At 68.4% G+C, this 24,745-nt stretch carries 30 protein-coding genes; 19 read left to right on the top strand and 11 right to left on the bottom strand.

Annotated features, from left to right (window positions below; genetic code table 11):
- Positions 1–108 precede the first annotated feature (108 nt).
- The gene (locus ACO073_RS17940; RefSeq protein WP_421999046.1) at positions 109–666 is read left to right on the top strand and encodes a hypothetical protein; all 558 of its coding nucleotides are present in this window, start codon (positions 109–111) and stop codon (positions 664–666) included.
- A 6-nt stretch (positions 667–672) separates the two neighbouring features.
- On the opposite strand, the gene ACO073_RS17935 is transcribed toward ACO073_RS17940, so the two are convergent.
- The 4 genes from ACO073_RS17935 to ACO073_RS17920 all read right to left on the bottom strand — a co-directional run bounded on the left by ACO073_RS17935 (position 673) and on the right by ACO073_RS17920 (position 3,455).
- Positions 673–1,437, bottom strand: coding sequence for an SDR family NAD(P)-dependent oxidoreductase (locus ACO073_RS17935; protein ID WP_421999045.1), 765 nt, complete (start codon positions 1,435–1,437; stop codon positions 673–675).
- Positions 1,438–1,724: 287 nt separating this feature from the next.
- On the bottom strand, positions 1,725–1,970 hold the full coding sequence (locus ACO073_RS17930) for a hypothetical protein (protein WP_421999044.1): 246 nt from the start codon (positions 1,968–1,970) through the stop codon (positions 1,725–1,727).
- Between the two features lie 117 nt (positions 1,971–2,087).
- Positions 2,088–2,675 (bottom strand): sigma-70 family RNA polymerase sigma factor, encoded by a 588-nt coding sequence (locus tag ACO073_RS17925; RefSeq protein WP_421999043.1) that lies wholly within the window; start codon positions 2,673–2,675, stop codon positions 2,088–2,090.
- A gap of 102 nt (positions 2,676–2,777) precedes the next feature.
- Positions 2,778–3,455 (bottom strand): sigma-70 family RNA polymerase sigma factor, encoded by a 678-nt coding sequence (locus tag ACO073_RS17920; RefSeq protein WP_421999042.1) that lies wholly within the window; start codon positions 3,453–3,455, stop codon positions 2,778–2,780.
- Here ACO073_RS17920 and ACO073_RS17915 point away from each other — a divergent pair.
- The 10 genes from ACO073_RS17915 (at position 3,454) to ACO073_RS17870 (ending at position 12,874) form a co-directional block, all read left to right on the top strand.
- On the top strand, positions 3,454–3,651 hold the full coding sequence (locus ACO073_RS17915; RefSeq protein ID WP_421999041.1) for a CsbD family protein: 198 nt from the start codon (positions 3,454–3,456) through the stop codon (positions 3,649–3,651). The two genes, ACO073_RS17920 and ACO073_RS17915, sit on opposite strands and share 2 nt — an antisense overlap.
- Before the next feature lie 213 nt (positions 3,652–3,864).
- On the top strand, positions 3,865–4,086 hold the full coding sequence (locus ACO073_RS17910) for a YMGG-like glycine zipper-containing protein (protein ID WP_421999040.1): 222 nt from the start codon (positions 3,865–3,867) through the stop codon (positions 4,084–4,086).
- A 129-nt stretch (positions 4,087–4,215) separates the two neighbouring features.
- Positions 4,216–5,013 carry a response regulator gene (locus ACO073_RS17905; protein ID WP_421999039.1) on the top strand — a complete coding sequence of 266 codons (798 nt, stop codon included), beginning with the start codon at positions 4,216–4,218 and terminating at the stop codon, positions 5,011–5,013.
- A gap of 13 nt (positions 5,014–5,026) precedes the next feature.
- On the top strand, positions 5,027–6,745 hold the full coding sequence (locus ACO073_RS17900) for a sensor histidine kinase (protein WP_421999038.1): 1,719 nt from the start codon (positions 5,027–5,029) through the stop codon (positions 6,743–6,745).
- A 1-nt stretch (position 6,746) separates the two neighbouring features.
- Positions 6,747–9,335: a response regulator gene (locus ACO073_RS17895; protein ID WP_421999037.1), complete on the top strand. Its 2,589-nt coding sequence runs from the start codon at positions 6,747–6,749 to the stop codon at positions 9,333–9,335.
- Positions 9,336–9,411: 76 nt separating this feature from the next.
- Positions 9,412–9,555, top strand: a complete 144-nt coding sequence (locus ACO073_RS17890; RefSeq protein WP_421999036.1) for a hypothetical protein — start codon at positions 9,412–9,414, stop codon at positions 9,553–9,555.
- A 214-nt stretch (positions 9,556–9,769) separates the two neighbouring features.
- A complete protein-coding gene (locus ACO073_RS17885) occupies positions 9,770–9,997 on the top strand; it encodes a CsbD family protein (protein ID WP_422002170.1) in 228 nt (75 codons plus the stop codon).
- A gap of 11 nt (positions 9,998–10,008) precedes the next feature.
- Positions 10,009–10,569, top strand: a complete 561-nt coding sequence (locus ACO073_RS17880) for a hypothetical protein (protein WP_421999035.1) — start codon at positions 10,009–10,011, stop codon at positions 10,567–10,569.
- A 112-nt stretch (positions 10,570–10,681) separates the two neighbouring features.
- Positions 10,682–12,256 (top strand): ABC transporter substrate-binding protein, encoded by a 1,575-nt coding sequence (locus tag ACO073_RS17875; RefSeq protein ID WP_421999034.1) that lies wholly within the window; start codon positions 10,682–10,684, stop codon positions 12,254–12,256.
- Between the two features lie 354 nt (positions 12,257–12,610).
- Positions 12,611–12,874, top strand: coding sequence for a GNAT family N-acetyltransferase (locus ACO073_RS17870; protein WP_421999033.1), 264 nt, complete (start codon positions 12,611–12,613; stop codon positions 12,872–12,874).
- A gap of 24 nt (positions 12,875–12,898) precedes the next feature.
- Here ACO073_RS17870 and ACO073_RS17865 read toward each other — a convergent pair whose 3' ends face one another.
- Positions 12,899–13,033: a hypothetical protein gene (locus ACO073_RS17865; RefSeq protein ID WP_421999032.1), complete on the bottom strand. Its 135-nt coding sequence runs from the start codon at positions 13,031–13,033 to the stop codon at positions 12,899–12,901.
- Positions 13,034–13,173: 140 nt separating this feature from the next.
- On the opposite strand from ACO073_RS17865, the gene ACO073_RS17860 reads away from it, so the two are divergent.
- A complete protein-coding gene (locus ACO073_RS17860) occupies positions 13,174–13,341 on the top strand; it encodes a DUF1328 domain-containing protein (RefSeq protein ID WP_421999031.1) in 168 nt (55 codons plus the stop codon).
- Positions 13,342–13,347: 6 nt separating this feature from the next.
- Here the strand turns inward: ACO073_RS17860 and ACO073_RS17855 are convergent, their stop codons facing one another.
- Positions 13,348–14,301 (bottom strand): hypothetical protein, encoded by a 954-nt coding sequence (locus ACO073_RS17855; protein ID WP_421999030.1) that lies wholly within the window; start codon positions 14,299–14,301, stop codon positions 13,348–13,350.
- A 68-nt stretch (positions 14,302–14,369) separates the two neighbouring features.
- Here ACO073_RS17855 and egtB point away from each other — a divergent pair, with 68 nt between their 5' ends.
- Both egtB and egtD read left to right on the top strand, forming a co-directional pair.
- The gene (egtB, locus tag ACO073_RS17850) at positions 14,370–15,560 is read left to right on the top strand and encodes an ergothioneine biosynthesis protein EgtB (RefSeq protein ID WP_421999029.1); all 1,191 of its coding nucleotides are present in this window, start codon (positions 14,370–14,372) and stop codon (positions 15,558–15,560) included.
- Entirely contained in the window at positions 15,557–16,537 is a 981-nt protein-coding gene (gene egtD / locus ACO073_RS17845) for an L-histidine N(alpha)-methyltransferase (RefSeq protein ID WP_421999028.1), read from the top strand. The genes egtB and egtD overlap by 4 nt, the downstream gene beginning before the upstream one ends.
- Positions 16,538–16,703: 166 nt before the next feature.
- Here egtD and ACO073_RS17840 read toward each other — a convergent pair whose 3' ends face one another.
- The 5 genes from ACO073_RS17840 to ACO073_RS17820 all read right to left on the bottom strand — a co-directional run bounded on the left by ACO073_RS17840 (position 16,704) and on the right by ACO073_RS17820 (position 20,603).
- The gene (locus tag ACO073_RS17840) at positions 16,704–16,964 is read right to left on the bottom strand and encodes a hypothetical protein (protein ID WP_421999027.1); all 261 of its coding nucleotides are present in this window, start codon (positions 16,962–16,964) and stop codon (positions 16,704–16,706) included.
- Positions 16,949–18,076, bottom strand: a complete 1,128-nt coding sequence (locus tag ACO073_RS17835; protein WP_421999026.1) for an amidohydrolase/deacetylase family metallohydrolase — start codon at positions 18,074–18,076, stop codon at positions 16,949–16,951. Before ACO073_RS17835 ends, ACO073_RS17840 begins: the two co-directional genes overlap by 16 nt.
- Positions 18,077–18,105: 29 nt before the next feature.
- Complete coding sequence (locus tag ACO073_RS17830; RefSeq protein WP_421999025.1) at positions 18,106–19,326, bottom strand: winged helix-turn-helix domain-containing protein; 1,221 nt, start codon at positions 19,324–19,326, stop codon at positions 18,106–18,108.
- 19 nt (positions 19,327–19,345) lie between these two features.
- Complete coding sequence (locus ACO073_RS17825; protein ID WP_421999024.1) at positions 19,346–20,236, bottom strand: hypothetical protein; 891 nt, start codon at positions 20,234–20,236, stop codon at positions 19,346–19,348.
- Between the two features lie 61 nt (positions 20,237–20,297).
- Positions 20,298–20,603: a hypothetical protein gene (locus ACO073_RS17820; protein WP_421999023.1), complete on the bottom strand. Its 306-nt coding sequence runs from the start codon at positions 20,601–20,603 to the stop codon at positions 20,298–20,300.
- Positions 20,604–20,729: 126 nt separating this feature from the next.
- On the opposite strand from ACO073_RS17820, the gene ACO073_RS17815 reads away from it, so the two are divergent.
- The 5 genes from ACO073_RS17815 to ACO073_RS17795 all read left to right on the top strand — a co-directional run bounded on the left by ACO073_RS17815 (position 20,730) and on the right by ACO073_RS17795 (position 24,714).
- Entirely contained in the window at positions 20,730–21,389 is a 660-nt protein-coding gene (locus ACO073_RS17815) for a DUF2161 family putative PD-(D/E)XK-type phosphodiesterase (RefSeq protein WP_421999022.1), read from the top strand.
- A 50-nt stretch (positions 21,390–21,439) separates the two neighbouring features.
- On the top strand, positions 21,440–22,198 hold the full coding sequence (locus tag ACO073_RS17810) for a transglutaminase family protein (protein ID WP_421999021.1): 759 nt from the start codon (positions 21,440–21,442) through the stop codon (positions 22,196–22,198).
- Positions 22,123–22,419, top strand: coding sequence for a hypothetical protein (locus tag ACO073_RS17805; protein WP_421999020.1), 297 nt, complete (start codon positions 22,123–22,125; stop codon positions 22,417–22,419). Before ACO073_RS17810 ends, ACO073_RS17805 begins: the two co-directional genes overlap by 76 nt.
- Before the next feature lie 130 nt (positions 22,420–22,549).
- On the top strand, positions 22,550–23,233 hold the full coding sequence (locus ACO073_RS17800; RefSeq protein WP_421999019.1) for a hypothetical protein: 684 nt from the start codon (positions 22,550–22,552) through the stop codon (positions 23,231–23,233).
- A complete protein-coding gene (locus tag ACO073_RS17795) occupies positions 23,206–24,714 on the top strand; it encodes an O-antigen ligase family protein (RefSeq protein ID WP_421999018.1) in 1,509 nt (502 codons plus the stop codon). Before ACO073_RS17800 ends, ACO073_RS17795 begins: the two co-directional genes overlap by 28 nt.
- The last annotated feature ends 31 nt before the right edge of the window (positions 24,715–24,745 follow it).

Below are 24,745 nucleotides of genomic sequence, written 5' to 3'. Positions count from 1 at the left end.
CGAACCTCGCTTCTCAGGGGATTGCCGATGAGTAGACTGCCCGTACGGAGGAGTTCCATGCAGTTGTCTCGAACGGGTCTCTCGAGTGTCTTGCTGGCCGGCCTTGCCATGATGGCGATCTCAGCGGACGGCTTCGGCCAGGTGCCGCGCAGCGGCGTCGACATTCGACCGAATGCGGGTCAGTCGAGCGCGGCGCCGGCGAGCGCGGCCGTGCCCCAGTTCCGCGATCCCAAGACCGGCCAGATCTGGACGCCGCTCGATGTCGGCATGAAGAGCGGCCCGCCGACGCCGGCCGATCTCGCCTTCGATCCCCGAGGACAGGCCGTGATGGTGAAGGGCGTGGTGACGCAGCGGCCGGGCATCGTGCCGCTGTCCAGCGTACCCATCACGGCCGGGCCGACCGTTCCCATCGTCAACCTGGGGGATGCCTCGCTCAGCGCCGTTCCCGGCAAGCGATGGCAGGTCGTGCTCTACCTCGACAACAACAGCGGCAACACGGTGGTCCCGGTGATCGATTGCCGGTTCACCAACGGCGGCAAGCTTGTGGAAGACACCCACGCCCTGGTGCCGGCGGTCGGCCCGGGGGTGCGGGTCGGCATGGTCATCTATGGCCCCACGACCGATCTGTTCGTCGACAACGCACGCTGCGCGGTGAAGTCGCCCTGACCGGACTCAGCCGAGAACCGAATAGCCGCCGTCGACGGTGATGGCGGCGCCGGTCACGAAGTCGGAAGCGGGCGCGGCGAGGAAGACGGCGATGCCCGCGAAGTCGCCGGGCTCGCCCCAGCGGCCGGCCGGGGTGCGGCGCAGGACCGATTCGTGCAGATGCGTGATCTGCTCGCGCGCCCGGCGGGTGAGGGCGGTGTCGATCCACCCCGGCAGCACGGCGTTGACCTGGATATTGTCCTTCGCCCAGGCCGTCGCCATCGCCTTGGTCATCTGGACCATGCCGCCCTTGCTCGCGGCATAGGCGGTCGCGAAGGGGGCTCCGAAGATCGACATCATCGAGCCGATGTTGATGATCTTGCCGCCGCCGGCCTTCTTCAGCTCGGCATAGGCGGCGTGGCTGCACACGAAGGCGCTGGTCAGATTGCTGTCCAGCACGGTGTGCCATTCCTGGAGCGTCAACTCCTCCGGCTGCTTGCGGATGCTCATGCCGGCGTTGTTGACCAGGATGTCGAGGCGACCGTGGGCCTTCACCGTGGCGGCGATCAGCTCCCGGCAGGACTCTTCCTTGAGCACGTCGACCGGGATCGCGCTCGCCTTCGCGCCCGCTGCCTCGATCTCCTTCACCGCCGCCGCGCTCTTCGCGGCATCGCGGCCCGCGACAACGATCGTGGCGCCGGCTTTCGCCATGCCCAGCGCCATGCCGAGCCCGATGCCGCCATTGCCACCCGTCACGATCGCGACCCGGCCCGACAGGTTGAACAGATCCATTTCAGCGCCTCCCCCTTTGCTGGCCTAAAACCAGGGCGGGGAACCTAGCACGGAACCCGCCGTTGTCTGACCGCAACACGAGGCGCCGCCGGGGCGGCGCCGATACAGGGATAGTTCGTTGTCTGTCGGCCGGGCTGACCGAGGGATGACGAACGAGGTGGCGGCGGTCGCAAGACCGCCGCCATTTTCGTGCCGGTGCCCTGGATCGGGGCCGTGGCATCGGGCCAGAAGTATCGGGAAAGAAATTCGGCGCGCCGTGCAGAACGGCGCGCCGAGGTCGTGGGGAATCAGGATTTCTTGTCGTCGGGTTTGGCCTTCGATGCAGCGTCGTCATCGCTGCGAGCGGCGTCCCGGTCGATGATGTCCAGCAGGTCGTTGGGCAGGGGTTCGCCGGCGATCTCGTCGTACATCGCATGAAGCTGCTTCTGCAGCCACATGTCGAAAGGACGATCCGCCGGTGCCTTGCCCTTCTGGCGTGCTTCCTGGGAGCCAGCCTTACGCGGCGGGTTCTTTCCCTTTTCGTCAGAAGGCATGACGTTCTCCGCGGGGAATGACAGACATTCCTCGGGATCCCGTGTCTGCCATCGGCTTCTCCCCAAAGAACTGAACATCGTCATACTACAACCTGCCCGCGGGTTCGGGAGCCTAAATTACAGGACGCCGTCCCGCGAGAGTCGCGGGGTCTGCGCATCGTCGTGGGCGCGCGGACGCTCTGCGCCCGACGCACGCGGCTGGGCGTCGCCCTCCAGCAGGAGGCGCTCCAGCGTATCCCGCGCGCGCGAGATGCGGCTCTTCACGGTGCCAACCGAAACGCCGGTATGCGCCGCAATCACCTCGTAGGGCTGGCCCTCGAGCACCGCCAGCAGCAGCGCCTCGCGCTGGGTCGGGGACAGCTTGGCGAAGGCGCTGACGAACTCGCGCATCACCAGGCCGCTTTCCTGATGGGCGGGATGGGACAGCGACTCGGCAATGGCCGTGTCGACCGGCACCGTCGGGCGCTGGCGCCGCAGGCCGGAAATGAACTCGTTGCGCTGGATGCGGAACAACCAGGCGGCGAGGTTGGTGCCCGGCTGGAAGCTGTGACGGCCGGTGAGCGCCTTGATCACGGTGTCGTGCACCAGATCGTCGGCGGCGTCGCGATCGCGCGTCAGCGACAAAGCGTAGATCCGCAGCCGCGGCAGGATCGCCTTGAGCTGCTCGTGGAAGTCGCCGGTGTCGTTGCGGGTGTCGGTGGCCATAAAGTCGTTCTCCAAATTGCCCATCACACCCTGACCAATGCTGCGCCCGCAAAAAGGTTACAGCGCTTTTTGTCTTCCGAATAACTCATTGATAATGAACGACTATTCCAGCAGTCCCGCGAGTTGCCGCCGCGCTCTTGAAACGCGCGCCTTCATTGTGCCGACGCCGCAGCCGCACAGTGCGGCCGCCTCTTCGTAGGAAAAGCCGCCGGCGCCGACCAGCACGAGCGCCTCTCGCGCATGAGGACTGAGCTCGAAGAGAGCCGACGACAATTCGCGGAGCGCGAGGGCGGCTTCCGGATTGTCGACGGCCGCGATGTTCGGCGCCGATTCCTCGTCCACCGTCACCGGCCGGCGGCGCTGCGTACGCAGGTCGGAATAGAATCGGTTGCGCATGATCGTGAACAGCCAGCCCTTGAGGTTGGTGCCCGGCGTGAACTGCTCCTGTTTGTCGAGAGCGGCGAGGATCGTGTTCTGGACGAGGTCGTCCGCGCTCTCGCGCTCGCGGCACAGGAAGCGGGAGAATGCCCTGAGATCGGGGAGCAGCGCCGCGATGTCGTCCCGGATCGTCGTGCGCGGAGCTGCCGTTCCGTCCAAATGCCGTTGCCTCCCTGGTCGATTCAATGTGGGGAACGGCCCGGACCGCCGCAAAGGAAAAATCCGCAGGTCAGCCTGCGCCGCTCCGAGGCAACCGGGCGGAAACGAGGACGTTGCCCCGTGACTGCACTGCACACGCTGCGCTGCATGGACCATCGCAACGATTTTGAAGGAGTGAGCCATGAACTGGGATCGCGTCGAAGGCAACTGGAAGCAGATGACGGGCAAGGTGAAGGAGAAGTGGGGCAAGCTCACCGAGGACGACATGACGGTGATCGCCGGCAAGCAGGACCAGCTCGTCGGTCGCATCCAGGAGCGCTACGGCATCGCCAAGGACGAGGCCGAGCGCCAGGTCGATACCTGGATGAAGGGCATGTAGCCACCACGGGAACCTGCCGCGCGGACCAGCGTTTCTGTCTCCCAGGAGATGCCAAGGAGACGATAGATGGGACGCGCGGCGGTACTGTGGTTCTTGGGGGTTCCGATTCCGGTCCTCCTGCTGATGTGGGCGCTGGGCTGGCTTCACTAGAAGCCGGCCCGCGCCTTTGTCTTTTCGTACCCCTCGGATCGGCGAAAACGTGGAGAAGAAAAAATGAGCGGCAAGACGACGAAGCTGGCAGTCGCTGTCGGCGTGCTCGGCCTGATGGTCGGGGCCTGCGGCGATCGGCCCGGCGATCGCGCCCTGACGGGCGGTGCGATCGGCGCTGCCTCGGGCGCCGTGGTGGGCTCGACGGTAGGCTCGCCGCTGACCGGCGCGGTCGTCGGCGGCGCGGCCGGTGCCACGATCGGCGCCGTGACGGCGCCGGAGCGCTAGGCCGCGGGCCGTCCACCGTTGTGTGGCGTAGAGTTGGCCCTATCTAGGGTCAGGCGTATCGTATAAGTACGGCGGTCGGCCGGATCGTCAGTCGGGCCGGCCGCCGATCGTCTGTGAGGGAGAGATACCGTGGCCGACGGCCAAGCCACCAACAAGGTTTCAGAAGCGATCACCAAGGCGCTGCCGTTCCTGCGGCGCTATGCGCGTGCGGTGACGGGCTCGCAGAAGCGCGGCGACGAATGGGTGCGCCTTTGCGCCGAAGTCGTCCTGCAGCAGCCCGAGCTCGTTGCCGGGGCGCAGGATACGAAGCTCGGCGTGTTCGCTCTGTTCCATCGCCTGCAGCAGCCGTTCGGGGCGCTCGACGACCCCGGCAGCGAGAACAGCGTCAGCGGCCGTCTGAAGGAGTCGCTGACCGACATGGCGCCCCTGCAGCGGCAGGTGCTGCTGCTGACCGTGCTCGAAGGGTTCACGGTCGGGGATGCGGCCCACATCCTCGGGATCGATGTCGAGACCGCGGAACGGAGCCTCGAGGAGGCCCGCCGCGAGTTGCAGCGGGTGGCGTCGGTTCGCATCCTCGTCATCGAGGACGAAGCGGTGATCGCGCTCGATGTCGCCGATATCGTGCGCAGCGCCGGCCATCAGGTGATCGGCATCGCCGCGACGGAGAAGACCGCGGTCGAACTCGCCAAGCAGCATTCGCCCCATCTGGTCCTGGCCGACATCCAGCTTCGCGGCAGCGACAGCGGCATTTCGGCCGTCAATCAGATCATGCGCTCCATGACCGTGCCGGTGATCTTCGTCACCGGCTACCCGGAGCGCCTGCTGACGGGCAAGCAGGTCGAGCCGGCCTTCGTGATCTCCAAGCCGTTCGATCCGGACCTCCTTCGCGCGGCGATCGCCCAGGCGCTCGACACCGTCGCCATCTGACCTCGGGACGGCGATGCTGGCCCGTTGGTCGTTGCGCACCAGGCTGCTCGCCGCCGTCGTCCTCGCCCTTGTGCCCGTGTTCGCCCTGTCCTTGTGGAACGCGCTGGACACCCAATGGCGGGGAGAGGCGAACCGGGCCGAGGACCTGGCCGTCGCCACCGATCTGGGGGCGGCGCGGCAACGCGAGACGGTGGCGTCGGCGCATCGCCTGCTCGAGGCGGTCTGTGCCAACGACACCGTGAGGGCCGGCGCCGCCGTGACGGCGCTGCCCGAGCAGGCCGAACGGTGCGGCGCCTATCTCGGCGAGGTTCTGCGCGCCTTCCCGAACGACTATGCGTCCCTTGCCGTCACGGACGCGGGCGGCGTCGTGCGCTGTTCGAACGTCCCCGGCACGATCGGCATGAACGTGGCGGACCGTCCGTTCTTCAAGCTCGTCCGCGAACGCCGGACCTTCGTCGTCGGCCCGCAGACCGCGAGCCGCGTCGTTCCGAGCACGGTGATTCCGGCGGCCCTTCCCATCCGCGCCGCCGGCGGCTTCGCCGGCATGTGCGCGGTCGGCATCACGCTGCAGAGCCTGTCGGACCTCTCGGCACCCGGACCGGCCGGAAAGATCGCCATGGCCCTGGTCGACCGGGAGGGAACGGCCGTCGGAGGGAGCCCCGAGGCGACGCGCACGCTGCCCGTGGCGGCCCGGCTCGCCGCTGCGATCGTCGGCGGGCAGACCCTGTTCCGCGAGTACGGGCAGGACGGACAGCCCTACGATTTCCGCCTGCGCGCGCTGCCCGACACGGCGCTTTTCGTCGTGGCGGGGATGCCCGTCGCCGAGCAGTGGAGCTCGTTCCTGGCCGACTGGGCGTCCCTGCTGCTGGCCGCGCTCGCGCTGGCGGCCGCGCTGGCGGCAGTGGCGGTGGGGGCCGATCGCTGGTGCACGCGTCCCTTGAACTACATCCGCGAATTCGCCGATCGCGTGGCGCGAGGCGAGGAGCTCAAGCTCGATCCGATGACCGCCTGGGGCCCCGAGATGGTGGCCGTCGGCGAGGCCGTGAAGGCGATGGCGCAGGCGATCGCCAGCCGCGAGGCCGAGCTCAGGGCGGGCCTCGAGCAGCGCGACCACATGCTGCGCGAGATCCATCACCGGGTTAAGAACAACCTCCAGATGATCTCGAGCCTGCTCAACCTGCAAGCCGGCGAGATCCGGTCGCCGCGCATCCGCCGCTTCTTCGGCGACGCCCAGAACCGCGTGCTGACCCTGTCGATCCTGCACCGCCACCTCTACGAACGGTCGAGCTGGGCGCTGGTCGACTTCCAGCAGTTCATCAGCGACCTGGTGCGCCAGATCACCGTGGGCCGGCGGGCGGCCGACCGGCCGCAACCGCGATACCAAATCAGGGCGCCGATCATGGCGGTCGGGCCCGACGTCGCCATCCCGATCGGCCTGATCGTCACCGAGGCGGTCAGCAGCGCGCTCAACCGCAGCAACGGCACGACGGCACCGGAGATCCGCATCGAGGCGGCCGATCGCGACGGCATGGTCGAGCTCACCATCGAAGACAACTGCGCGGGCGCCGGCGGGTCGATCCGGCCGGATTCCCAGGGCGGATTCAGCCTGACCCTGATCCGCGGGCTCTCGATGCAGCTCGGCGGCGAGGCCGTGATCACGGCCCGCGAGGGCGGCGGCGTCCGCGTCGCGGTGACCTTCCCGATGCCGCAGGACCCCGAGGCCGATGCTTAGGGTGGCGACGAGGACCGCGCGTTCGACCGGCGTCATCGTCGGGCTGGCGATCGCGGTCCTGATCGGGGCGGCGGCGCTCCTGGCGATCACCCATTCGACGTCGGCGTCCCGGCAGCAGCGCCTGGTGGTCGGCAGCTACGAGATGCTGTCGCTGATGCGCCAGACGGTGATCGCGCTGCAGGACAGCGAGATCGCGCAGCGCGCCTACCTGCTGAGCGGCGATGGTCAGGACCTCGAGCCCTACGAGCGGGCCCGGGTCCGCATCGAGACGGGGCTTCGTCAGCTCGAGGCGGCGGCTGCGGAGGATCCGGATTCGACGCGCCAGATCCGCGAGTTCCGGGCGGCGGCGGCCGAGAAGCTCGACCAGATCAACCTCACCGTGAGGTCGCTGCAGCGCGACGGCCGGGACGCCGCGCTGGCGCTCGACCGGGCGGGCAGCAGTCGCGCCACCACGGACCAGATCCGCCAGATCGCCGATTCGTTCATCGAGGGCCAGCGCCTGCTGCTGGCCCGCCGCCTCGCCATGCTGCGCTCGGAGCAGGAGCAGTCCGACGCCGCCGGCCTCGTCCTGCTGGCCGGCGCCTTCCTCTGCGTCGTCGTCGGCATGTACCTCGTCGTGCGCAGTGCCGGGCATCTGGAGAAGGCGCGGCGCGATCTCGCCGCCCGGTCGCAGCTGCTGCAGGCGACCCTGGAAAGCCTGCGCGATCCGATCTTCGTCATCGATCCGGACGGTATCGTCGTGGCCTGGAACGAGGCCTTCGTGCGCCTGGCCGGCTGGGATCCGGCCAAGCAGACGCTCCTGACGCGAGACATCCTGCTGTCGGACCGGCTGCCGGCGATGCGCGCCCTGCTGCAGCCCCTGCGGCTGGCGACCGAGCCCGCCGACCGGTCGCTGACGGCGCGCGCCTCCCACGACGGCCGGGAATACGAGGTGTCCCGCGGCGCGATGTCGGGCGGCGGCTTCGTCTTCCGCTGCGTCGACATCACCGAGAAGCTGCGCAACGAGACGGCGCTGCGCCAGGGCCAGAAGATGGAGGCGACCGGACAGCTCACCGGCGGCATGGCCCACGACTTCAACAACATCCTGCAGGTCATCCAGGCCAACCTCGACCTCGTGCGGGGCGCGGTCGGCGGCGATGCCAAGGTGCTGGAGCGCCTCTCGTCGGCCGCGGCGGCGGCCGACCGGGGCGCGCGGCTGACGCGACAGTTGCTGGCCTTCGCGCGCCGCCAGCCGCTCGCGCCCCAGCCGACCGATGTCGCCCGCCTGGTCCGCGACCTGGCCGATCTGCTGCGTCATTCGCTTGGCGAGCGCATTGCGATGAGGCTGCAGGTCGCCGACCAGCCGTGGAACGCCAAGATCGACCCCGGGCAGCTCGAGAACGCGATCCTGAACCTCGCCATCAATGCGCGCGACGCGATGCCGGATGGCGGCACGGTGACCGTCGAGGTCTCGAACGCAACGCTGGACCGGCGCTACGCGGCCCTGCATCCCGACGTCACTCCGGGTCCCTACGTGCTGGTCGCCGTCGACGACACCGGCACCGGGATGCCGCCCGAGGTCGCCGCCCAGGCCTTCGATCCCTTCTTCACCACCAAGCGCGACGGAAAGGGGACGGGGCTGGGGCTGAGCATGGTCTATGGCTTCGTCCGTCAGTCGAACGGCCACATCCGCATCGACAGCGCCATCGGGCAGGGCACGAGCGTCAAGCTCTACCTGCCGCGCACGCTCGATCCCCTGGTGGAGCCGCCGGTGCACGCCGCCGATGCCGCGGCCGGCCGGGAACGCATCCTTGTCGTCGAGGACAATGACGAGGTGCGCCACGCCGTCGTCGACATGCTCACGGGCTGGGGCTACCGGGTGGTGGCGGCGGAGAACCCGGACGTCGCGTCGACGGTGCTCGAGAAGGACCTCGATTTCGACCTCCTGTTCACCGACATCGTCATGCCGGGCGCCATCAGCGCGATCGAGCTCGCCGCCATGGCCCAGCAGCTCCGCCCGGGCATTGCCGTGCTGCTGACCTCGGGGTTCACGCGCGACCTCATCCCGGCCGGAGACCGGCCGGATTATCCCCTGATCGCCAAGCCCTACCGGGGCGACGAGCTGCGCGAGAAGGTCCGCAGCGTGCTCGCCGCCCACCGGCCGGACAGGTCGGGCGTCGCGACGGCATCGCGGACCGGCACCGAGGCAGCAGCGAGGGCAGGGAGCGCGCCGTCACAGCCGCGCCGCGTCCTCCTGGTCGAGGACGAGGTCGTCCTGCGCATGTCGACCACGGACATGCTCGAGCAGCTCGGCTGCATGGTGGCCGGGGTCGGCAGCGGCGAACAGGCTCTGGAGCTCTTGGGCAGCGGCGGCGCGTTCGACCTCCTGGTGACCGATCTCGGCCTGCCCGGGATGAGCGGGGAGGAGCTGGCCGCCGAGGTGACGCGCCGTTTCCCCGGCCTTCCCGTGGTCGTGGCCAGCGGCTATGGCCGGCCGTCCGGGCAGGGAGGGGGCCAGGTGGACGGCCTGCAGTTCATCTCCAAGCCCTACTCCTCGATCGACCTGCAGCAGGCTCTTGAGCACGCGAGCCGCACGGCGCTGGCGTCGTGATTTCGCGGGGAGTGCAACCGCCGACGGCTTGATGGCGTTCCTGTGGCATCTCCGCAGCATCAAGATGGAGTTGGCCATGCGAACCGTGCATCCGCTCAAGCCGTCGCAGTCCTCGTCGGAGCAGCCGGCCCGGCCCTTCGAGGGCGAGCTGGCGGATCTCTACGTGGCGCTTCTCATCGTCGTGCCCCTGGCGTTCTTCCTCAAATCCCTCTGGGTCTGAACGGGGTCCGGGCCCGGCGGATCGCGCTGCGGCGCAACCTTCGCTGCCGGCAAGGCGTTCGATTGCGCACATGTTCGCGAGCCCGATGCTCGCGACTCCAGTCCCTCAGGGAGAAGCCATGATTCGCTCGATCGCCGTCCTCGCCGCCTGTGCCGCCGTCTCGGCCGCCCTGCCGGCGGTTGTGCATGCACAGTCCACCAGCACCACCACGACCGTGGAGGCCGACGCCAACTCGCTCTGGCAGAAGATCCAGGGAGGCTGGAGCCAGACCAAGGGAACGGTCAAGGAGCAGTGGGGCAAGCTGACCGACGACGACCTGCTCGAGATCGAGGGTCGCCGCGACCAACTCGTGGGCAAGATCCAGGCCCGCTACGGCATTTCGCAGGAAGAGGCCGAGGCCCAGGTGAGCACCTGGGAAAACAAGCGTCTGCGGGACATGTGAGGGAGGCCGAGATGACGATGAAGAACCTGAGTCTCTCCGTGCTGCTGGCCACGGCCGCGGCAGTGGCCGTGGGGTCTGCGGCGCTCGCGCAGACCGGCCCGACGCAGTTCCGCGACGCCAAGACCGGCAAGGTCTGGACGCCGGAGAATGTCGGCAAGGACAACCAGCTCCGGCCGGCGAACGAGCCGACCAGCCCGGCGGACAAGGCGTTCGATCCGAAGTCGCAGGTGGCATCGGCGCCGCCGATCGTGATCCAGCGTCCGGCCGCGACGATCATGGGAAGCGTCCCCATCACGGCCGGCCCGACCGTGCCCATCGTCGTCGCCGAGACGCCGACGCTGCAGGCCATCCCGGGCGACCGCTGGATCGCCGCGCTCTACATCACCAACAACAGCGGCGCCCCGGCCGATTCACAGGTCGGCTGCACGTTCACGAACAACGGGAACTCGGTCCAGGAGACGCGGGTGATCGTCCCGACCGCCGGCCCGGGCCAGCGGCTGGGCCTGCCGGTCTACGGTCCGCGCACCGACACGTTCGTCGATCGCGTCCTCTGCCGGGTGCTGACGCCCTGAGGCGTCGCGATCCAGGACAGTGCTGATAAGCGGGCCGGTAGTCTCCGGCCCGCTTTTCTTTTTCCGGCAGGGCGCTACGCTCCTCTCAGCCATGAGGGGAAGGAGTATGCGTATGCGTAGTCGAGGGTTTGCCGGGCGCCGGGCCGTGCTGGGGGGAGGGCTGGCGCTGGCGACGGCCTCGCTGATCCGTCCGCGGGAGGCCCGCGCGGCCAAGACGATGACCGTCGTGCTCGAATCCGAGGTGACGATCCTCGATCCGCACGTCATCACCGCCACGATCACCCGGACGTTCGGTCTCCATGTCTTCGACATGCTGTTCGCCATGAACGAGGCCGGCGACATCAAGCCCCAGATGGTCGACAGCTTCGACACGAGCCCGGACAAGCTGACCTGGACATTCGTGCTGCGCGACGGGCTGAAATGGCACGACGGCGCGCCGGTGACCGCCAAGGATTGCGTCGCCTCGCTGCAGCGATGGGCTCAGCGCGATCCGCTCGGCAAGATGATGATGGCCGACACCGCCTCGCTGGAGGCGACCGACGCCAAGACCTTCAAGCTGGTGCTGAAGCAGCCTTTCCCGCTGCTGCTCGAAGTGCTCGGCAAGCCCAATGCGCCTCTGCCGGTGATGATGCCGGAGCGTCTGGCCGCGACGCCGGCCAGCCAGCGGATCGGCGACCCGGTCGGATCCGGTCCTTTCCGTTTCCTCAAGGACCAGTGGCGCCCGGGCAATGCGATGGTGCTGGAGCGCAATCCCGACTACGTGCCGCGGCGCGAGCCCCCGGACTTCCTGGCCGGCGGCAAGACGGTCAAGATCGATCAGCTCACGCTGCGCGTGATGCCCGACCAGTCGACGGGCGCCAACGCCCTGATGGCGGGCGAGATCGACTACATGCAGTACCTGCCGTTCGACATGCTCCCGCTGCTCGAGAAGGACCGGGCGGTGAAGATGATCGGTCTGGGCGGCAAGCACCAGTTCCAGGGCAACTTCCGCCTGAACCATGCCTTCCCGCCCTTCGACAATCCGGCGGTGCGCAAGGTGATGTGGAAGCTGGTCGACCAGGACGCGACCCTGACGGCCATCGGCGTGCCCGAGCGTTACCGTGCCAAGTCCTGCCCGTCGTTCTGGATGTGCGGCACGCCGCTCTCGACGGATGCCGGCTCGGCCGGGGCCAAGTTCGACCTCGCCGCGGCGAAGGAGGAGCTCAAGGCCGCCGGGTACAAGGGCGAGCCCGTCATCATTCTCGAGGTCGCCGGATCGATCAGCCAGACCGCGTCGCGTGTGCTGGTCCAGAACATGCGCGACGTCGGTTTCACGGTCGAGGAGCAGCCGAGGGATTGGCCGACCGTCCTGGCGCGGCGTGCCAAGAAGGAAGGCTGGTCGATGTTCCCGGTCTACTCCAACGGCACCGACATGTACTCGCCGCTCACCCACTTCTATGTCGCGGCGACGTGCAACGACTTCCCGGGCTGGTCCTGCGACAACCGTGTCCCCGACCTGATGAAGGCCTTCACGCGGGCTGCCACCCTCGAGGAGCGGCGCAAGATCGCGGCCGAGATCCAGGCGATCTCCTACGAACTGGTGCCTTCGGTGATGTGGGGCCAGTTCACCATTCCGGCGGGCTACCGCACCGACCTCAAGGGTCTGATCCAGTCGTCCTACCCGATGTTCTGGGAGGTCGACCGCTAGCAGCGAGGCAACGGCCGATGGGAAGCGGCGTTGGGACAGCAGCGTCGTCCCCTTCGGTCGAGGAAGAAGGAATGTCTTTCCGCTTGTTGGCTCTCGCCGCGGCGATTGCCGGCCTCGTTGGTTGTGCGTCGGCGGGCCCGACGGCAGACGTTCCCTGCGCCGATCAGCCTGGTGGGCAGCCCGGACAGTGTGGGGCGGCGATGAGCCCGTCCCGTCTCTGGCAGGAGGCGCTCGCCAAATGCCGGGCCTACGGGCTGACGCCACAACAGGAGCGTTTTCCGCGTTGCGTCAGCAACGAATACGCATTCCGCACTCAGGGTTGATGGAGCGGCGGTGCAAGCGAAGGAGGATCCCATGACCGTCCATCACAACGAACGCGCCGGTCGCTATGAGCTGCCGACCGACCATGGTCTTGCCCTCGCTGTCTATCAGCTAGACGGTGACCGCATGATCTTCACCCATACGGAAGTCCCGCCGGCCGACGAAGGAAAGGGCATTGGTGGGCGTCTCGTTGCTGAAGCGCTGGCCGACGCAAGACGCCGCGGCTTCAGGATTGTGCCGGCGTGCAGCTTCGTGGCGGCCTACGTGCGTCGCCACCCGGAGTATGCGGACGGCTGACGGCGCTCGCTTCGTGTCGCGGCGTCAGCCGGGAAAGAAGAACAGCCAGGCAAGGCCCAGTGCGATGGCCGCGCCCACGAACGAAGTCACGAGGATCGTCAGGATGCGTCCGCTTACGGCGCCGCTTCGCGCCTCGGTCGGGGACAGTTCGCGTTCCATGGCAAGCTCCAGTGTCGCGTTTGGACAGAGACAACGCCGCCCCGTCCCACGGGGTTGCCGGTCTGCAACCGCCTGATCTGACAGCCGTTGTTCGTATCGATGAGCGAACGCTCAAGACACGCAATCAACGGAGCATGATGATGTTGTACTGGGCCCTGATGTTCCTAGTCGTTGCCCTGATCGCGGCGCTGTTCGGCTTCGGCGGCATCGCATCGAGCGCAGCCGGCATGGCACAGATCCTCTTCGTCGTGGCGCTGGTGTTGTTCCTGGTCAGCCTGTTCGCCGGGTTCATGCGGCGCAATCTTTAAGGACCGTCAAGTGGGCGCGCGCGTCGCCTCGAAATGGCGGCGCAGTCTGTCCCGGGCCGCGTTGCCCGCGGCGCGGTCCCAGCAGTTGACGATCGCTACACGAAAACCGCCCGGAGGCATCGCGTGTCGTCCGGGCGGAACTTCTTCGTGGAAGGTGATCTGAAGACTTGAAACACCGGGCGTGGAGACAATCTCTTGCCGGAGGTCGGCCGTCGGATGGCGGTATCGCCAGCCGTGCGGCGCAAAGAGCACCACGCTGTAGCCGGGACGCCGCGCCGGATCATCATACTGCCAGATTCCGTCAGCGTAGAGGCGTACGACCGCTTCGACCCATCCCCTGCCATAGAGGTCCGGCCATTGATCGGCGAACCGCAGATGAACTTCGATGATCCTGCCGCCAATCGTCTCCAGGTTGATGAGACCCGTGTAGCCCGCGAGGTGCTCGCGGCACCACGCGCCGCACGTCTCTTCGATCGCCGGTGCGGAAGCGGCCTGGATCTCCCAGTAGTCGAACGTGCCTTCACCGCTGGCATGGCCGCGCGCGTGCCGCCACCAGAGGGGCTCACCGTCGACCAGCGCCACATCGCTGCTGACATGCTCTCCCTCGAGCAAGGTCATCCAGAAGTGGCCCGGCCTGTAGGCGTCGATGTAGTCGTCTCGCGTGGCGATGAGACGGCTGCCGACGCCCATGCCCTTGAGGTTGTAGATCGGCTTGGAGAATCGCGGATAGTCGGACGGCTCGACGCCGTGAGGTGCCGCCTCGAGTCCCTGGCTCAGGGCCACGGAAAGCTTGTCGTAGACCCATCGATGGCGCGGATTCCAGTTCCAGGCGTCGCTGTCCTCAGTCGGGATGAAGACGGTATCGGGGCAGGGAATGCTCGCGAAATATTGAGTACGCCACGGATCGATCTCGCAAATCGGCACTTGCAACCCTCGCGGGGTGAAGAAGACGCTATGCAAGGTGAGGGTGAGACGGGGGCATTGCAACCGGCTATCGTTGCCGCCGTTCCAGACGGTGCGGAGGTACCGTGACCGATCCGATAATGCAGGGCGCGCCGACCAACGGCTCCCGCACTTCGCAATTCCAGGACATACGAGCCCATACCGAAGAGCTTGCCGCGCCGCTCTCCGCCGAGGACCAGACGGTGCAGCCGATGCCGGACGCAAGCCCGACGAAGTGGCATCTCGCTCATACGACCTGGTTCTTCGAGACCTTCGTCCTGAAGCCGCATGCAAGGGGCTACCGGCCGTTCGATCCGGCGTACGAGTACCTGTTCAACTCTTACTACGAAGCGGTGGGACCACGGCACCCGCGCCCGCAGCGCGGGATGATCACGCGTCCTGGTGTGGCCGAGGTCCAGGCCTATCGGCATCATGTCACCGCCGCGACGGCCGAACTCCTCGACAGCGGCAACAACGCGGTCGAGCCGATCGTCGAGCTGGGTCTCCATCATGAGCAGCAGCATCAGGAACTGCTGTTGATGGACGCCAAGCATCTCCTGTCGCTCAACCCACTCAAGCCCGCGTACCGGCCGGCAGGTCCGGTCGCGAGCAAGGCCGCGCCCCTGCGCTGGCTGGGCTTCGAGGGCGGACTGCACGAGGTCGGTCACGACCGACCGGGCTTCGCCTTCGACAACGAGGGGCCGCGGCACAAGGTGTGGCTCGACCCGTTTGCGCTGGCCTCGCGTCCGACGACGTGCGGCGAGTACCTGGCGTTCATCGAGGACGGCGGTTACCGCCGCCCCGAGTTCTGGCTGTCGGCCGGCTGGGATTGCGTCCAGCAGCGCGGCTGGCAGGCGCCGCTCTACTGGGAGAGGGACGCAGAGGCCTGGCGCGTCTTCACGCTCTCGGGGCTGCAGCCCGTCGATGTCGATGCGCCGGTCTGTCACGTCAGCGGGTTCGAGGCCGCGGCCTTCGCGAAGTGGGCCGGCAAGCGGCTGCCGCGCGAAGCGGAGTGGGAGGTCGCTGCGCCGGCGCTCGAGCAGACCGGCGTGGTCTGGGAATGGACCGCCAGTCCTTACGTGGCCTATCCCGGGTTCCGCGAGCCTGCGGGCGCGATCGGCGAATACAACGGCAAGTTCATGGCCAACCAGATGGTGCTGCGCGGCGGCTGCCGCGCGACGCCCGCGGGCCATGTGCGGCCGACCTACCGGAATTTCTTTCCGCCCGACGCGCGTTGGCTGTTCGGCGGCATCCGTCTCGCAGAGGATCTTCGATGAACGGCTCGGCTCTTCTTCTCGACCGCGACACCCAGGACGATCGAACCGACTTCAGGGACGCGGTGCTCGCCGGCCTGTCGGCGCGGCCACGCGCCATTCCGGCCAAGTTCCTCTACGATGCACGCGGCTCGGCCCTGTTCGACGCCATCTGCGACCTGCCGGAATATTATCCGACGCGCACGGAGACGGGCATCCTCCGCGCCTGCGCCGGCGAGGTGGCGACGCTCTCCGGCCCGGGCTGCGCGCTCGTGGAATTCGGAAGCGGGTCGAGCGTGAAGTCGCGCCTGCTGCTCGAGGCGATGGACCGGCTGGTCGCCTACGTGCCGATCGACATTTCGCGCCAGCATCTCGATCAGACGGCGGCGCGCCTGCGGCGCGATTATCCCGGCCTCAACGTCGAGCCGGTCTGCGCCGACTACATGGCGCTCGAACGACTGCCGGACGAGGTGAGCGCGGCCCGCCGCCGCATCGGCTTCTTTCCCGGATCGACCATCGGCAACCTCACTCCCGGGGAGGCGACGGCCTTCCTGAAGCGCGTGCGGCGCCTGCTCGGAACGCGTGGCGCCCTGGTCCTCGGCGTCGACCTCAGGAAGGATCCGCGCCGGCTCCACGATGCCTACAACGACGCTGCCGGGGTGACCGCCGAGTTCACCCTGAACCTGCTGCGCCGCATGAACCGGGAGCTCGATGCCAATTTCGATCTCTCGGGCTTCGCCCATGAAGCCTTCTACAATCCGGTGGAAGGCCGGATCGAGATCTACGTGCGCAGCCTGCGGACCCAGGCCGTCACGGTGGCGGGCCGCACCTTCACACTCGCCGAGGGCGAGAGGATCCACACCGAGTACTCCTACAAGTACGACGAGGCGGGAATCCGCGCGCTGGCGGCCAGCGCGGATTTCAGGATCGGGCGTTTCTGGAGCGACGCCGAACGGTTGTTTGCGGTCGTGTACCTGGAAGCCCCTGACGACAGGCCCTGAAACAGGCTGCCCCCCTCCGGGAGGTCCCGAAGGGGGGCTGAAGGCCGGGTGGGGAGAGTTGGTACCGCGGAGCGGGGGCAGGGCGATACCGGTACCCGACCTATGTGTGATCAACGACCCGGAAAGTGATTGGTTGCCGCGACTGCCGAGGATTTTTCTCGCTACGCTAAGCGTCTGATTCGGCACGTTTCCGGGCGTCGAGGCGCTCCGCAAGGGCGCGATGCAGGCCGTCGTCGCGGATCCGCGGCAGCATTTTTTCGATTTTCCCGGCAATCGGCCGGCCGGCGCGCTCGTCCGCGTCGATCTCGGTCAGGAAAGCCCTGACCTCCGCCGGGCCGGCGAAGCCCATGTAGGCGTCGTCGGCGAGGTGGGCGCTGCACGCCGGCGAAGCCGGGTCGGGGCGGCGGTCCGTCACGCCGGATGCCACCAGCGGCCGGCCAGCACCACGCCGGCCGAGACCAGCCGCTTCGTGCCGATCAACTGCTCGCCGATCGAATCGGCGTAGTCGAACGAGCCCGTCGTTTCGGAGACCACGGTCGCCTCGCCGATGCTCCCGACCTTCAGCGTGCCGAGATCGGGCCGCTTGATCGCGGCGGCGGCATTCACCGTGGCGAGCTTGATCACCGTCGGCAGGTCGACGCCGAGGCAGAGGAACTTGGACATGGTGGTGAGCAGGTCGAAGGCCGGACCCTCGATCGAGATCACATGGACATCCGAGGAGATGACGTCGGGCAGGAACCCGGCGGCCAGCATGCCCCGCGTCGTGCCGAAGCCGAAGGATCCGCCGCCATGGCCGATGTCGAAGATCACGCCGCGCGCGCGGGCGGCCAGGATCTCCTCGCGCACCTTGCCATCGGGACGAATCGGCGCGTTGGGGAAGGGGCGGAAGCAGTGGGTCAGGATGTCGCCCGGCCGCAGCCGGTCGACGACCTCGCGCCGCGACGGCGGCGGCGCATCGAGATGGGCCATCAGCGGCAGGCCGAGGTCCTCGGCGACGTCGAGGGCGATGTCGAGGGGCTGGATGCCGGAATCGCCGCTGGCCGAGCGGCCGACCCGCACCTTGATGCCGAGCACGAGATCCTTGTGCTCGCGCGCCACGCGGACCGCCTCGCGCGGGTCGATCAGCCGCATGTCGGCGTTCTCGCCGACCATCACGGTCTTGGAGAAGGCGAAGATGCCGGGGAACGCCACGTTGAGGTATGGCAGGATGCGCACCGGCGAGGGCTCGATCACGTGCCGGCGGAAGCCGTGGAAGTTGCCCGGCCCGGCGCTGCCGGCGTCGACGAAGGTCGTGACGCCGCCGCTGCGGGCCAGCAGCTCGGCCTCGACGCCGAGCGACGTGCCGCCCCAGTAGACATGGGTGTGGAGGTCGATGAGGCCGGGTGTGACGATCTTCCCGGCGACGTCGCGGACATCCTGTCCCGACAGTCCCTGGCCGATCGCCGCCACCTTGCCGTCCGCGAAGGCGATGTCCGCCACCGTGTCGAGTCCCTGCGCCGGATCGACGATCCTTCCACCCTTCAACACCAGGTCGTTCATGTGTGCTCGCTCTCGGATGACCTCCGGCCTTATCGCATTCCCGCCATCGCCTTCGCCAGCGCTCCGGCACGCGGCCAGGCAACGCCCTCCAGCGCCAGCCAGTCGGCCATCAGGCGCAGCTCGTCGCGCAGCGGACCGGCCACGGTGCCCGCCGACTGCCCGGGCTCGAGATGCGCGGCATGGACCAGCAGCTTGCCGTTGGCCCGGTCGGCCTTCAGGTCGACGCGGGCGACGAGCCGGTCGCCCAGCAGGAAGGGCAGCACATAGTAGCCGTGCTTGCGCTTGGCCAGCGGCGTGTAGATCTCGATGCGATAGAAGAAGTCGAAGATCCGATGGGTACGGTCGCGCTCCCAGATCAGCGGGTCGAAGGGCGCGAGGAGCGCCCGCGCCTCGATGCGGCGCGGCAGGCGCGCGTCCGGGGCGAGGAACGCCGGCCGGTCCCATCCTTCGACCGTCACGGGCAGCAGGTCGCCCGCCTCGACCAGCTCGGCCAGGCGGGCCTTGGTGTCGACGACCGGCAGGCGGAAGTAGTCGCGCAGGTCGAATTCGGTGGCGACGCCCAGCGCCTGGGCCGACCGGCGCAGCAGCTCGCGCTGCGCCTCGTCGGCCGGCGGCGTGGGCAGGGACAGGATGTCGGCCGGCAGCACCCGCTCGGTCAGGTCGTAGACCCGCTCGAAGGCGCCGCGCCGCGTCGCCGTGGTGACCAGCCCGGCGAAGAACAGCCATTCCACCGCCAGCTTGCCGTCGTTCCAGCCCCACCAGGCGCCGCGCTTCTCGCCGCCGTCGGAGAGATCCGAGGCGGCGAGCGGCCCACGGTCGGCGATCTCGCGCAGCACGCGGTCGACATACTGCGGCTTCTCGCGGCGGAACGTGTGCAGCTTGCCCTTGATCTCCGCGACGGCGTCGCGCGCCCGTTGCATGCGCCAGCGCAGAAGGGGTTGCGCCGACAGCGGCAGCAGGGAAGCCTCGTGCGCCCAGAACTCGAAGAGGCTCCGTTGGCGGCGCGGACCCCAGGCGAGTCGATCGAGCAAGCCGGCATCGTAGGCGCCGAGGCGGGAGAACAGCGGCAGGTAGTGAGCCCGCGCCAGCACGTTCACCGAGTCGATCTGCAGCAGGCCGAGCCGATCGACCGTACGCTTGAGAGGGCCGGCATTCGGCGGCCGGGCGGGGCGGCCGACGTCGAAGCCCTGCGCGGCGAGTGCGATCCTGCGGGCCTGCGAGGCAGAGAGGGACGTCGATTGGCGGGCCATGCTCTCGACCGGGCGAGTCCTACTGCAAGTCTTCGCAGGGATGCTCGCGAACGTAGTCCGCGAGCTGGGGATAGAATTCCTGTCCGCCGATCCCCAGCGCCATGTCGTCGGGATCGACGCGCAGACGGTCGGGAAACTTCAGGTTGTCCCTGTCGTTCGTCAGCCGCACGAAGACCCCGATCAGGCGGGCCGGCGCCGAAACCTGCACGTCGACCAGCTTGCCGTCCTCGAAGCGGGGTTCGCAGCGATAGATCGGGCTGCCGGATGCGCCGTAGACGCCGTTCGCCATGTGCAGGAACAATTCGTCCGACGAGGCCTTCCCCGGTGCGTTGCGTCGCAGCGGACCCCATACGTAGACGTCGGGATCCAGCGTTCCGCGGCCGCCTTTGCCCTCCTCGTTGAGGCTGAAGCCGAAGCTGCAGTGAGGCGTGAAGCCGGCGACCTCGGTGACCCGATCCTGTGGATCGAAGCCGAAGCGCCCATATTGGTCCCCTGGCAGCGGCTTGCCGGGCTTGGGCGCGATCTGGCCGAAGGCGACGTCCAGGCCCGGCACCCCGTGCGTCGTCTTCTTGCTCTTGTTCGTCCTCTTCTTCGCCGCGTCGCCCGCCTCGCCGGCGGCGGCGGCGTAGCGCCCGGGTTCGTACACGATGTTGCGCACGCGGAAGCGCTGGCCGTCGCTGGCCTCGAACGTGTAGCGCCCCGATCCGCCCTGGGCGCAGCGCGATGCAGTAACCAGCGTGCAGCCGTTCACCAGGAAGGCAGTGCAGAGTCCGCGGCCGCCGCCGCCGCCGGAAATCCACTTGCCGACCGCGGAGTAGGGATAGGCCATCGGTTCTTCGACGCGACGGGCGCCGCCGAACTGCTGGGCGGCGGCGTCGATGGACGATACGCAGAGGAGGAGCGCGGGCATCCAGGCCAGGAGCTTCCGCATCGCAATCGGTCGGCCGGCTCGTCGGGCAGCGGCGGGCGGCTCAGTCGGCCACGGCATTGCGTCCCCTCGGCGTCTCGCGGGCTTCCAGGCGAGCCATCGCCTTGCGCACGGCCTCGGCCTGGCGCTCCGAGATATGGCCGTTGGCCTCGAACTCGCGGCACACGTTGCGCAGGAAGGGACTGCGGTCGGCGACCGAAGCGGCCCGCCTCATCAACGCGGCATGGACATGCTCCACGGGGCGCCGGCGCCGCCGTTCCAGGTAGAGACGCAGGGTGACCGCCACGATGGCCGTGGCGCCGCCGGTGATGAGGAGCGCCGTCCAGTCGACGCCAAACGGGGCCGTCATCGACCGTTGCGATCGCGTGCGCGGCTCGGGCGAACCGTCGCTGCGGTCGCCTGTGCTTCATGATCCATCGGCCTTGTCATGCTTATCCCCCGTCGCGTGCTTCATAGCATGATACGGTGCGGCGTCATGCCGTTGGAGAGCGACCTCTACGGGCCGGTCAAGGCGCTGTTCGAGGAACAGGGATACGTCGTCAAGGGCGAGGTGCGCGGCTGCGACGTGGTCGGCGTGCGCGGCGAGGAGCCGCCGGTGATCGTCGAGCTCAAGCAGTCCTTCGGGCTGGCGCTGGTGCTTCAGGGAATCGATCGCCTTGCGCTCAGCGACCGGGTCTATCTCGCGGTCGGCCAGTGGCCCCGGCAGATGAAGAACATCCGCAAGCTCTGCCGGCGCCTCGGGCTGGGCCTGCTGGTGGTGACGAAGGGGCGGGCCGATGTCGCGCTCGATCCGCTGCCCTACCGGCCGCGCCTCAACAAGCGGAAGGCGGGGCGCCTGCTGGGCGAGCACCGGCGCCGAGTCGGCGATCCGAACCTCGGCGGCATGGCGATGCGGGCGCCGCTGATGACCGCCTATCGGCAGGAGGCTCTGCGCTGCGCGGCGCTGCTCGCCAGCAACGGGCCGACGAAGCTCGCCGCCGTGCGCACCGGCGCGGATTCGCCGCGGGCGGCAAGCATCCTGCGCAGCGACGTGTACGGCTGGTTCGAGCGCGTCGAACGCGGTGTCTATGCCATCACACCGGCCGGCCGCCGTGGCCTCGCGCTGCACGCGCGTCCGGGGGACGCGCAGGACTGACCGTCGGGGCGTTGCTGCAACCATCGACGCGATGGTGCATTGTCCCGCCCATGCGCACTCTCGAGATCGTTCATCGTACGCGCTACGAGTACTCGGCGCCGGTGACGCTCGGCGAGCACCGGCTGATGTTCCGGCCGCGCGACAGCCACGACCTGCGCCTGCTCCACACCGGCCTGCTCATCGATCCCGCAGGCTCCGTGCGATGGATCCACGATCCGTTCGGCAATTCGATCGCGATCGCGCAGTTCGAGGGGACGACCGACGCGCTGGAGCTGGTCAGCACCATACGGCTGGAGCATTTCGGGCTGCCGCCGGACCTGCCGCCGATCGAGGAGTATGCCCGCACCCTGCCGTTCAGCTACCTGGCCGAGGAGGCGCCGGACCTCGCGCGCTACGTCGAGCGCCACTATCCGGATCCCAAGGCGGCGGTGAGCGGCTGGACCCGGCAGTTCCTCGAGGGGGAGGGCGGCGCGGACACCTTCGCCACCCTCACGCGCATGTGCACGGGCATTCGCGAACAGCTGAACTACGCCATTCGGTTCGAGGTCGGCACCCAGGAGCCGGCGGTGACTCTGGAGAGTGGCGGCGGGACCTGTCGCGACTACGCCCTGCTGATGATGGAAGGTGCCCGCTCCCTCGGACTCGCCGCCCGGTTCATCACGGGCTACCTCTACGATCCGGCCGCGATGAGGCGGCCGGCGGCGCGGCGACCCCCGCCCATCCCCACGCGTGGATGGAGGTCTATCTGCCGGGCGCAGGTTGGGTCGAGTTCGATCCGACCAACGGCATCATCGGGTCCGACAGGCTGATCCGCGTGGCGGTGGCCCGCAATCCCGAGCAGGCCATGCCGATCAAGGGGACGTTCACGGGACCGGCCGATGTCGTCGTCACCGCCCTGGTCGACGTGCAGGTGCGTACCCTGGTCGGACCGGACATCGAGGGACCGCGCCTCGAGGCTGCCACTCCCCCCGCCGCGGCGCCTGTTCAGGCGGCCGATGGACCGTCCCCGCCGGCGGCCAACGCCGCCTGAAGGGCCGACGACGCAGAAGGGCGCGCCTTCGGCATTGATCACAGGTAGAATGCGATAAGCTAGGGGGCAGCAGCCATCGCCGTGCGATGGCGCTCGGGAAGGGACAAGGCGTTTGACTGCGACAAGCTGGATGCTGCGCGGACTGCTCGGTCTGGGTGGTGCCGTCCTCGCGTATGTGGCGTGGCCGGTCGCCCAGGGAGCCTGGCAGGCCCAGAAGGCCGATACCGTGGTCTACGCCCTGCGGACCAATCGGCCGCTGGACGTTGCGGCGGTGGATGCGGCCGCGCGGGCGCTCGATCGCGCCGTCGCCGCCGATCCCGTGGCCGGACGGCGGATCGGACGGTCGGAGTTCCTGGTGGGCGCTGCCCTCAGGCTCGACCTGCCGCTCACGCCCGAACAGCGAACGCAATGGCTCAAGGTCGCCCTTTCCGATCTCGAATTCGGCCTTGCCAATGCCCCCGCGCGGGGCGTCGCCTGGGCGAGGCTGGCGGCGGTGTACCAGGCCCTCGGGGGGACGTCGGAGCGCGTGATCCCCCCGATCATGATGTCGCTCGACACCGCGCCGTCGATGGAATCGCTGTGGCCGGCGCGGATGCAGTTGATCCTCGACAACTGGAAATTCTTCACGCCCGAGCAACGCGCCCGGATCGCCACCTACGTGGCGATGACGTGGCGCGCCAGCGCCGACCGCCGGTGGTTCGCCGAGGCGATCCGCTCGCCCATCGACGAGCTCTTCGTGCGCTACTTCGTGCGTGACGAGCCGAACGCCCAGGAGGAGCTGACCAAATGGCTCGAGCGTCGGAAGAAAGACTAGTCTCCGACGCCGACGAAGCGCGGCCGCGATCCGGCCGGGCCCTGTCGCTGCTGCGGCACGCCGTCGACTGGACGGTCGCCGTGCTGTTCTTCGCGCTGGTTGCCCTGGCTGCGGTCCCGATGGGCGGCAATCGCGACTGGGCGTGGGCGCCGATCGCCGTGATCGTCGGCCTGATGGCCGTGGCGGTTGCCGCGGGCGCAGGCTCGCGCGGCGGTTTCGAGGTCCACGCCGCCGAACGGCGGCCGTTGATCGCGCTGATCGCCTGCTTCGCCGCGTTCGTGCTGTTCGGCCTGTTCCAGATGTCGACATTGGCGCCCCTGTCGGGGAGCGCCTGGCTCTACGAAGCGGCCACGCGCATCCTCGGCAAGGCGCACGCCCCGGTGCCGGACCTCGCGATCGACGCTGCCCGCAACGCGCTGCTCAAGATCCTGACCTGCGGCGCCATCTTCCTGATCGCCCGGTCGCTGTGCCGGGATCGCGCCCGCGCCCGCCTGCTTCTCCTCATCTTCGTCGCCGGCGTGGCGCTGGTCGTGCTCTACGCCTTCGTCGCTCAGGTGACGACCCACTCCTGCTATGTCGGCAGCTATCTGAAGAAGGCCGGCGACTACAACGCACCCTACGACTGGTGCGCCATGTCGGGCACCTTCGCCAGCAGCAATTCCTTCGGGAGCTATTGCGGCATGGGCATCGTGGCGGCGATGGCGCTGACGTTCGCAGGCCGTCGGCGCCGCGCGGAGATGCCCTACGGCTTCGACGAGGAGGAGCAGGACGGGCTTCTGGCCTCGTTGACGGGCTTTCGCGTCTCGATGCTGGCCATCAGCCTGTTCTTCCTGGGGGGCCTGCTGTTCTCGGCATCCCGCGCGGGCTTTGCCGCGACCGTGGCGAGCGCCGGCATGCTCGCCTTCCTGATGATGCGGGGGCGCTGGCGGGCGAGGCCCGATCTCGTCCGCCTGTTCGTCGTCGTCGCCGTGATCGTCGTGGTCGTCATTCTGATCGCCGGGGGCACGATTCTCCAGAAGGCGATCGGTGCCTCGGACTCGTACAATCGCGTGGTGATCTGGATGACTTCCCTGGAGGCGGTCGGCCTGTCGCCATGGCTGGGATGGGGCCTCGGGAGCTACGCCGACATCTATGCCATCCTGCAGCCGATCAGCATCCCGCTTCCCAACGACCTCGCTCACTCCACCCCTCTGGAGACCGTGGTGGAGGTGGGCGTCGTCGCCGCGGGCGTCGGGTTCGCCATCGTCCTCATCCCCTGGGGGGTGAGCCTGTACGGGGCATTGTTCCGGCGCCGCACCCGGCGCTACCTGCCCGGGGCGGCCTTCTGCGTGTCGGCCGTGCCGATCCTCCATTCGATGATCGACTTCAGCCTGCAGATGCCGGCGATCGCCTTCGTGGTGAGTGCCGTGCTCGGGATGGGTTGGACTCAGGCATTCGGTCGCAGGCAGAGCGAAGGAGCCGACTTTGCACCCTGGGCCTAGTTCAACTATACACATCGAGGGTGCAAGGAAT

Source organism: Reyranella sp. (assembly GCF_965229815.1).
Classification (GTDB): Bacteria; Pseudomonadota; Alphaproteobacteria; order Reyranellales; family Reyranellaceae; genus Reyranella.
Note: the sequence above shows the minus strand (reverse complement) of the source record. Positions and strands in the feature narration are given on the sequence as shown.

Excerpts from the sequence above, each read along its gene's own strand:
- ACO073_RS17940 (WP_421999046.1), top strand. The coding sequence starts at position 109 with ATGATGGCGATCTCAGCGGACGGCTTCGGCCAGGTGCCGCGCAGCGGC.
- ACO073_RS17870 (WP_421999033.1), top strand. The coding sequence starts at position 12,611 with ATGACCGTCCATCACAACGAACGCGCCGGTCGCTATGAGCTGCCGACC.
- ACO073_RS17820 (WP_421999023.1), bottom strand. The coding sequence starts at position 20,603 with ATGACGGCCCCGTTTGGCGTCGACTGGACGGCGCTCCTCATCACCGGC.
- ACO073_RS17805 (WP_421999020.1), top strand. The coding sequence starts at position 22,123 with ATGGAGGTCTATCTGCCGGGCGCAGGTTGGGTCGAGTTCGATCCGACC.
- ACO073_RS17810 (WP_421999021.1), top strand. The coding sequence starts at position 21,440 with ATGCGCACTCTCGAGATCGTTCATCGTACGCGCTACGAGTACTCGGCG.
- ACO073_RS17900 (WP_421999038.1), top strand. The coding sequence starts at position 5,027 with ATGCTGGCCCGTTGGTCGTTGCGCACCAGGCTGCTCGCCGCCGTCGTC.
- ACO073_RS17800 (WP_421999019.1), top strand. The coding sequence starts at position 22,550 with ATGCTGCGCGGACTGCTCGGTCTGGGTGGTGCCGTCCTCGCGTATGTG.
- ACO073_RS17795 (WP_421999018.1), top strand. The coding sequence starts at position 23,206 with ATGGCTCGAGCGTCGGAAGAAAGACTAGTCTCCGACGCCGACGAAGCG.
- ACO073_RS17880 (WP_421999035.1), top strand. The coding sequence starts at position 10,009 with ATGACGATGAAGAACCTGAGTCTCTCCGTGCTGCTGGCCACGGCCGCG.
- ACO073_RS17835 (WP_421999026.1), bottom strand. The coding sequence starts at position 18,076 with ATGAACGACCTGGTGTTGAAGGGTGGAAGGATCGTCGATCCGGCGCAG.
- ACO073_RS17930 (WP_421999044.1), bottom strand. The coding sequence starts at position 1,970 with ATGCCTTCTGACGAAAAGGGAAAGAACCCGCCGCGTAAGGCTGGCTCC.
- ACO073_RS17890 (WP_421999036.1), top strand. The coding sequence starts at position 9,412 with ATGCGAACCGTGCATCCGCTCAAGCCGTCGCAGTCCTCGTCGGAGCAG.
- ACO073_RS17875 (WP_421999034.1), top strand. The coding sequence starts at position 10,682 with ATGCGTAGTCGAGGGTTTGCCGGGCGCCGGGCCGTGCTGGGGGGAGGG.
- ACO073_RS17815 (WP_421999022.1), top strand. The coding sequence starts at position 20,730 with ATGCCGTTGGAGAGCGACCTCTACGGGCCGGTCAAGGCGCTGTTCGAG.
- ACO073_RS17865 (WP_421999032.1), bottom strand. The coding sequence starts at position 13,033 with ATGGAACGCGAACTGTCCCCGACCGAGGCGCGAAGCGGCGCCGTAAGC.
- ACO073_RS17925 (WP_421999043.1), bottom strand. The coding sequence starts at position 2,675 with ATGGCCACCGACACCCGCAACGACACCGGCGACTTCCACGAGCAGCTC.
- egtD (WP_421999028.1), top strand. The coding sequence starts at position 15,557 with ATGAACGGCTCGGCTCTTCTTCTCGACCGCGACACCCAGGACGATCGA.
- ACO073_RS17935 (WP_421999045.1), bottom strand. The coding sequence starts at position 1,437 with ATGGATCTGTTCAACCTGTCGGGCCGGGTCGCGATCGTGACGGGTGGC.
- ACO073_RS17915 (WP_421999041.1), top strand. The coding sequence starts at position 3,454 with ATGAACTGGGATCGCGTCGAAGGCAACTGGAAGCAGATGACGGGCAAG.
- ACO073_RS17830 (WP_421999025.1), bottom strand. The coding sequence starts at position 19,326 with ATGGCCCGCCAATCGACGTCCCTCTCTGCCTCGCAGGCCCGCAGGATC.
- ACO073_RS17825 (WP_421999024.1), bottom strand. The coding sequence starts at position 20,236 with ATGCCCGCGCTCCTCCTCTGCGTATCGTCCATCGACGCCGCCGCCCAG.
- ACO073_RS17920 (WP_421999042.1), bottom strand. The coding sequence starts at position 3,455 with ATGGCTCACTCCTTCAAAATCGTTGCGATGGTCCATGCAGCGCAGCGT.
- ACO073_RS17860 (WP_421999031.1), top strand. The coding sequence starts at position 13,174 with ATGTTGTACTGGGCCCTGATGTTCCTAGTCGTTGCCCTGATCGCGGCG.
- ACO073_RS17910 (WP_421999040.1), top strand. The coding sequence starts at position 3,865 with ATGAGCGGCAAGACGACGAAGCTGGCAGTCGCTGTCGGCGTGCTCGGC.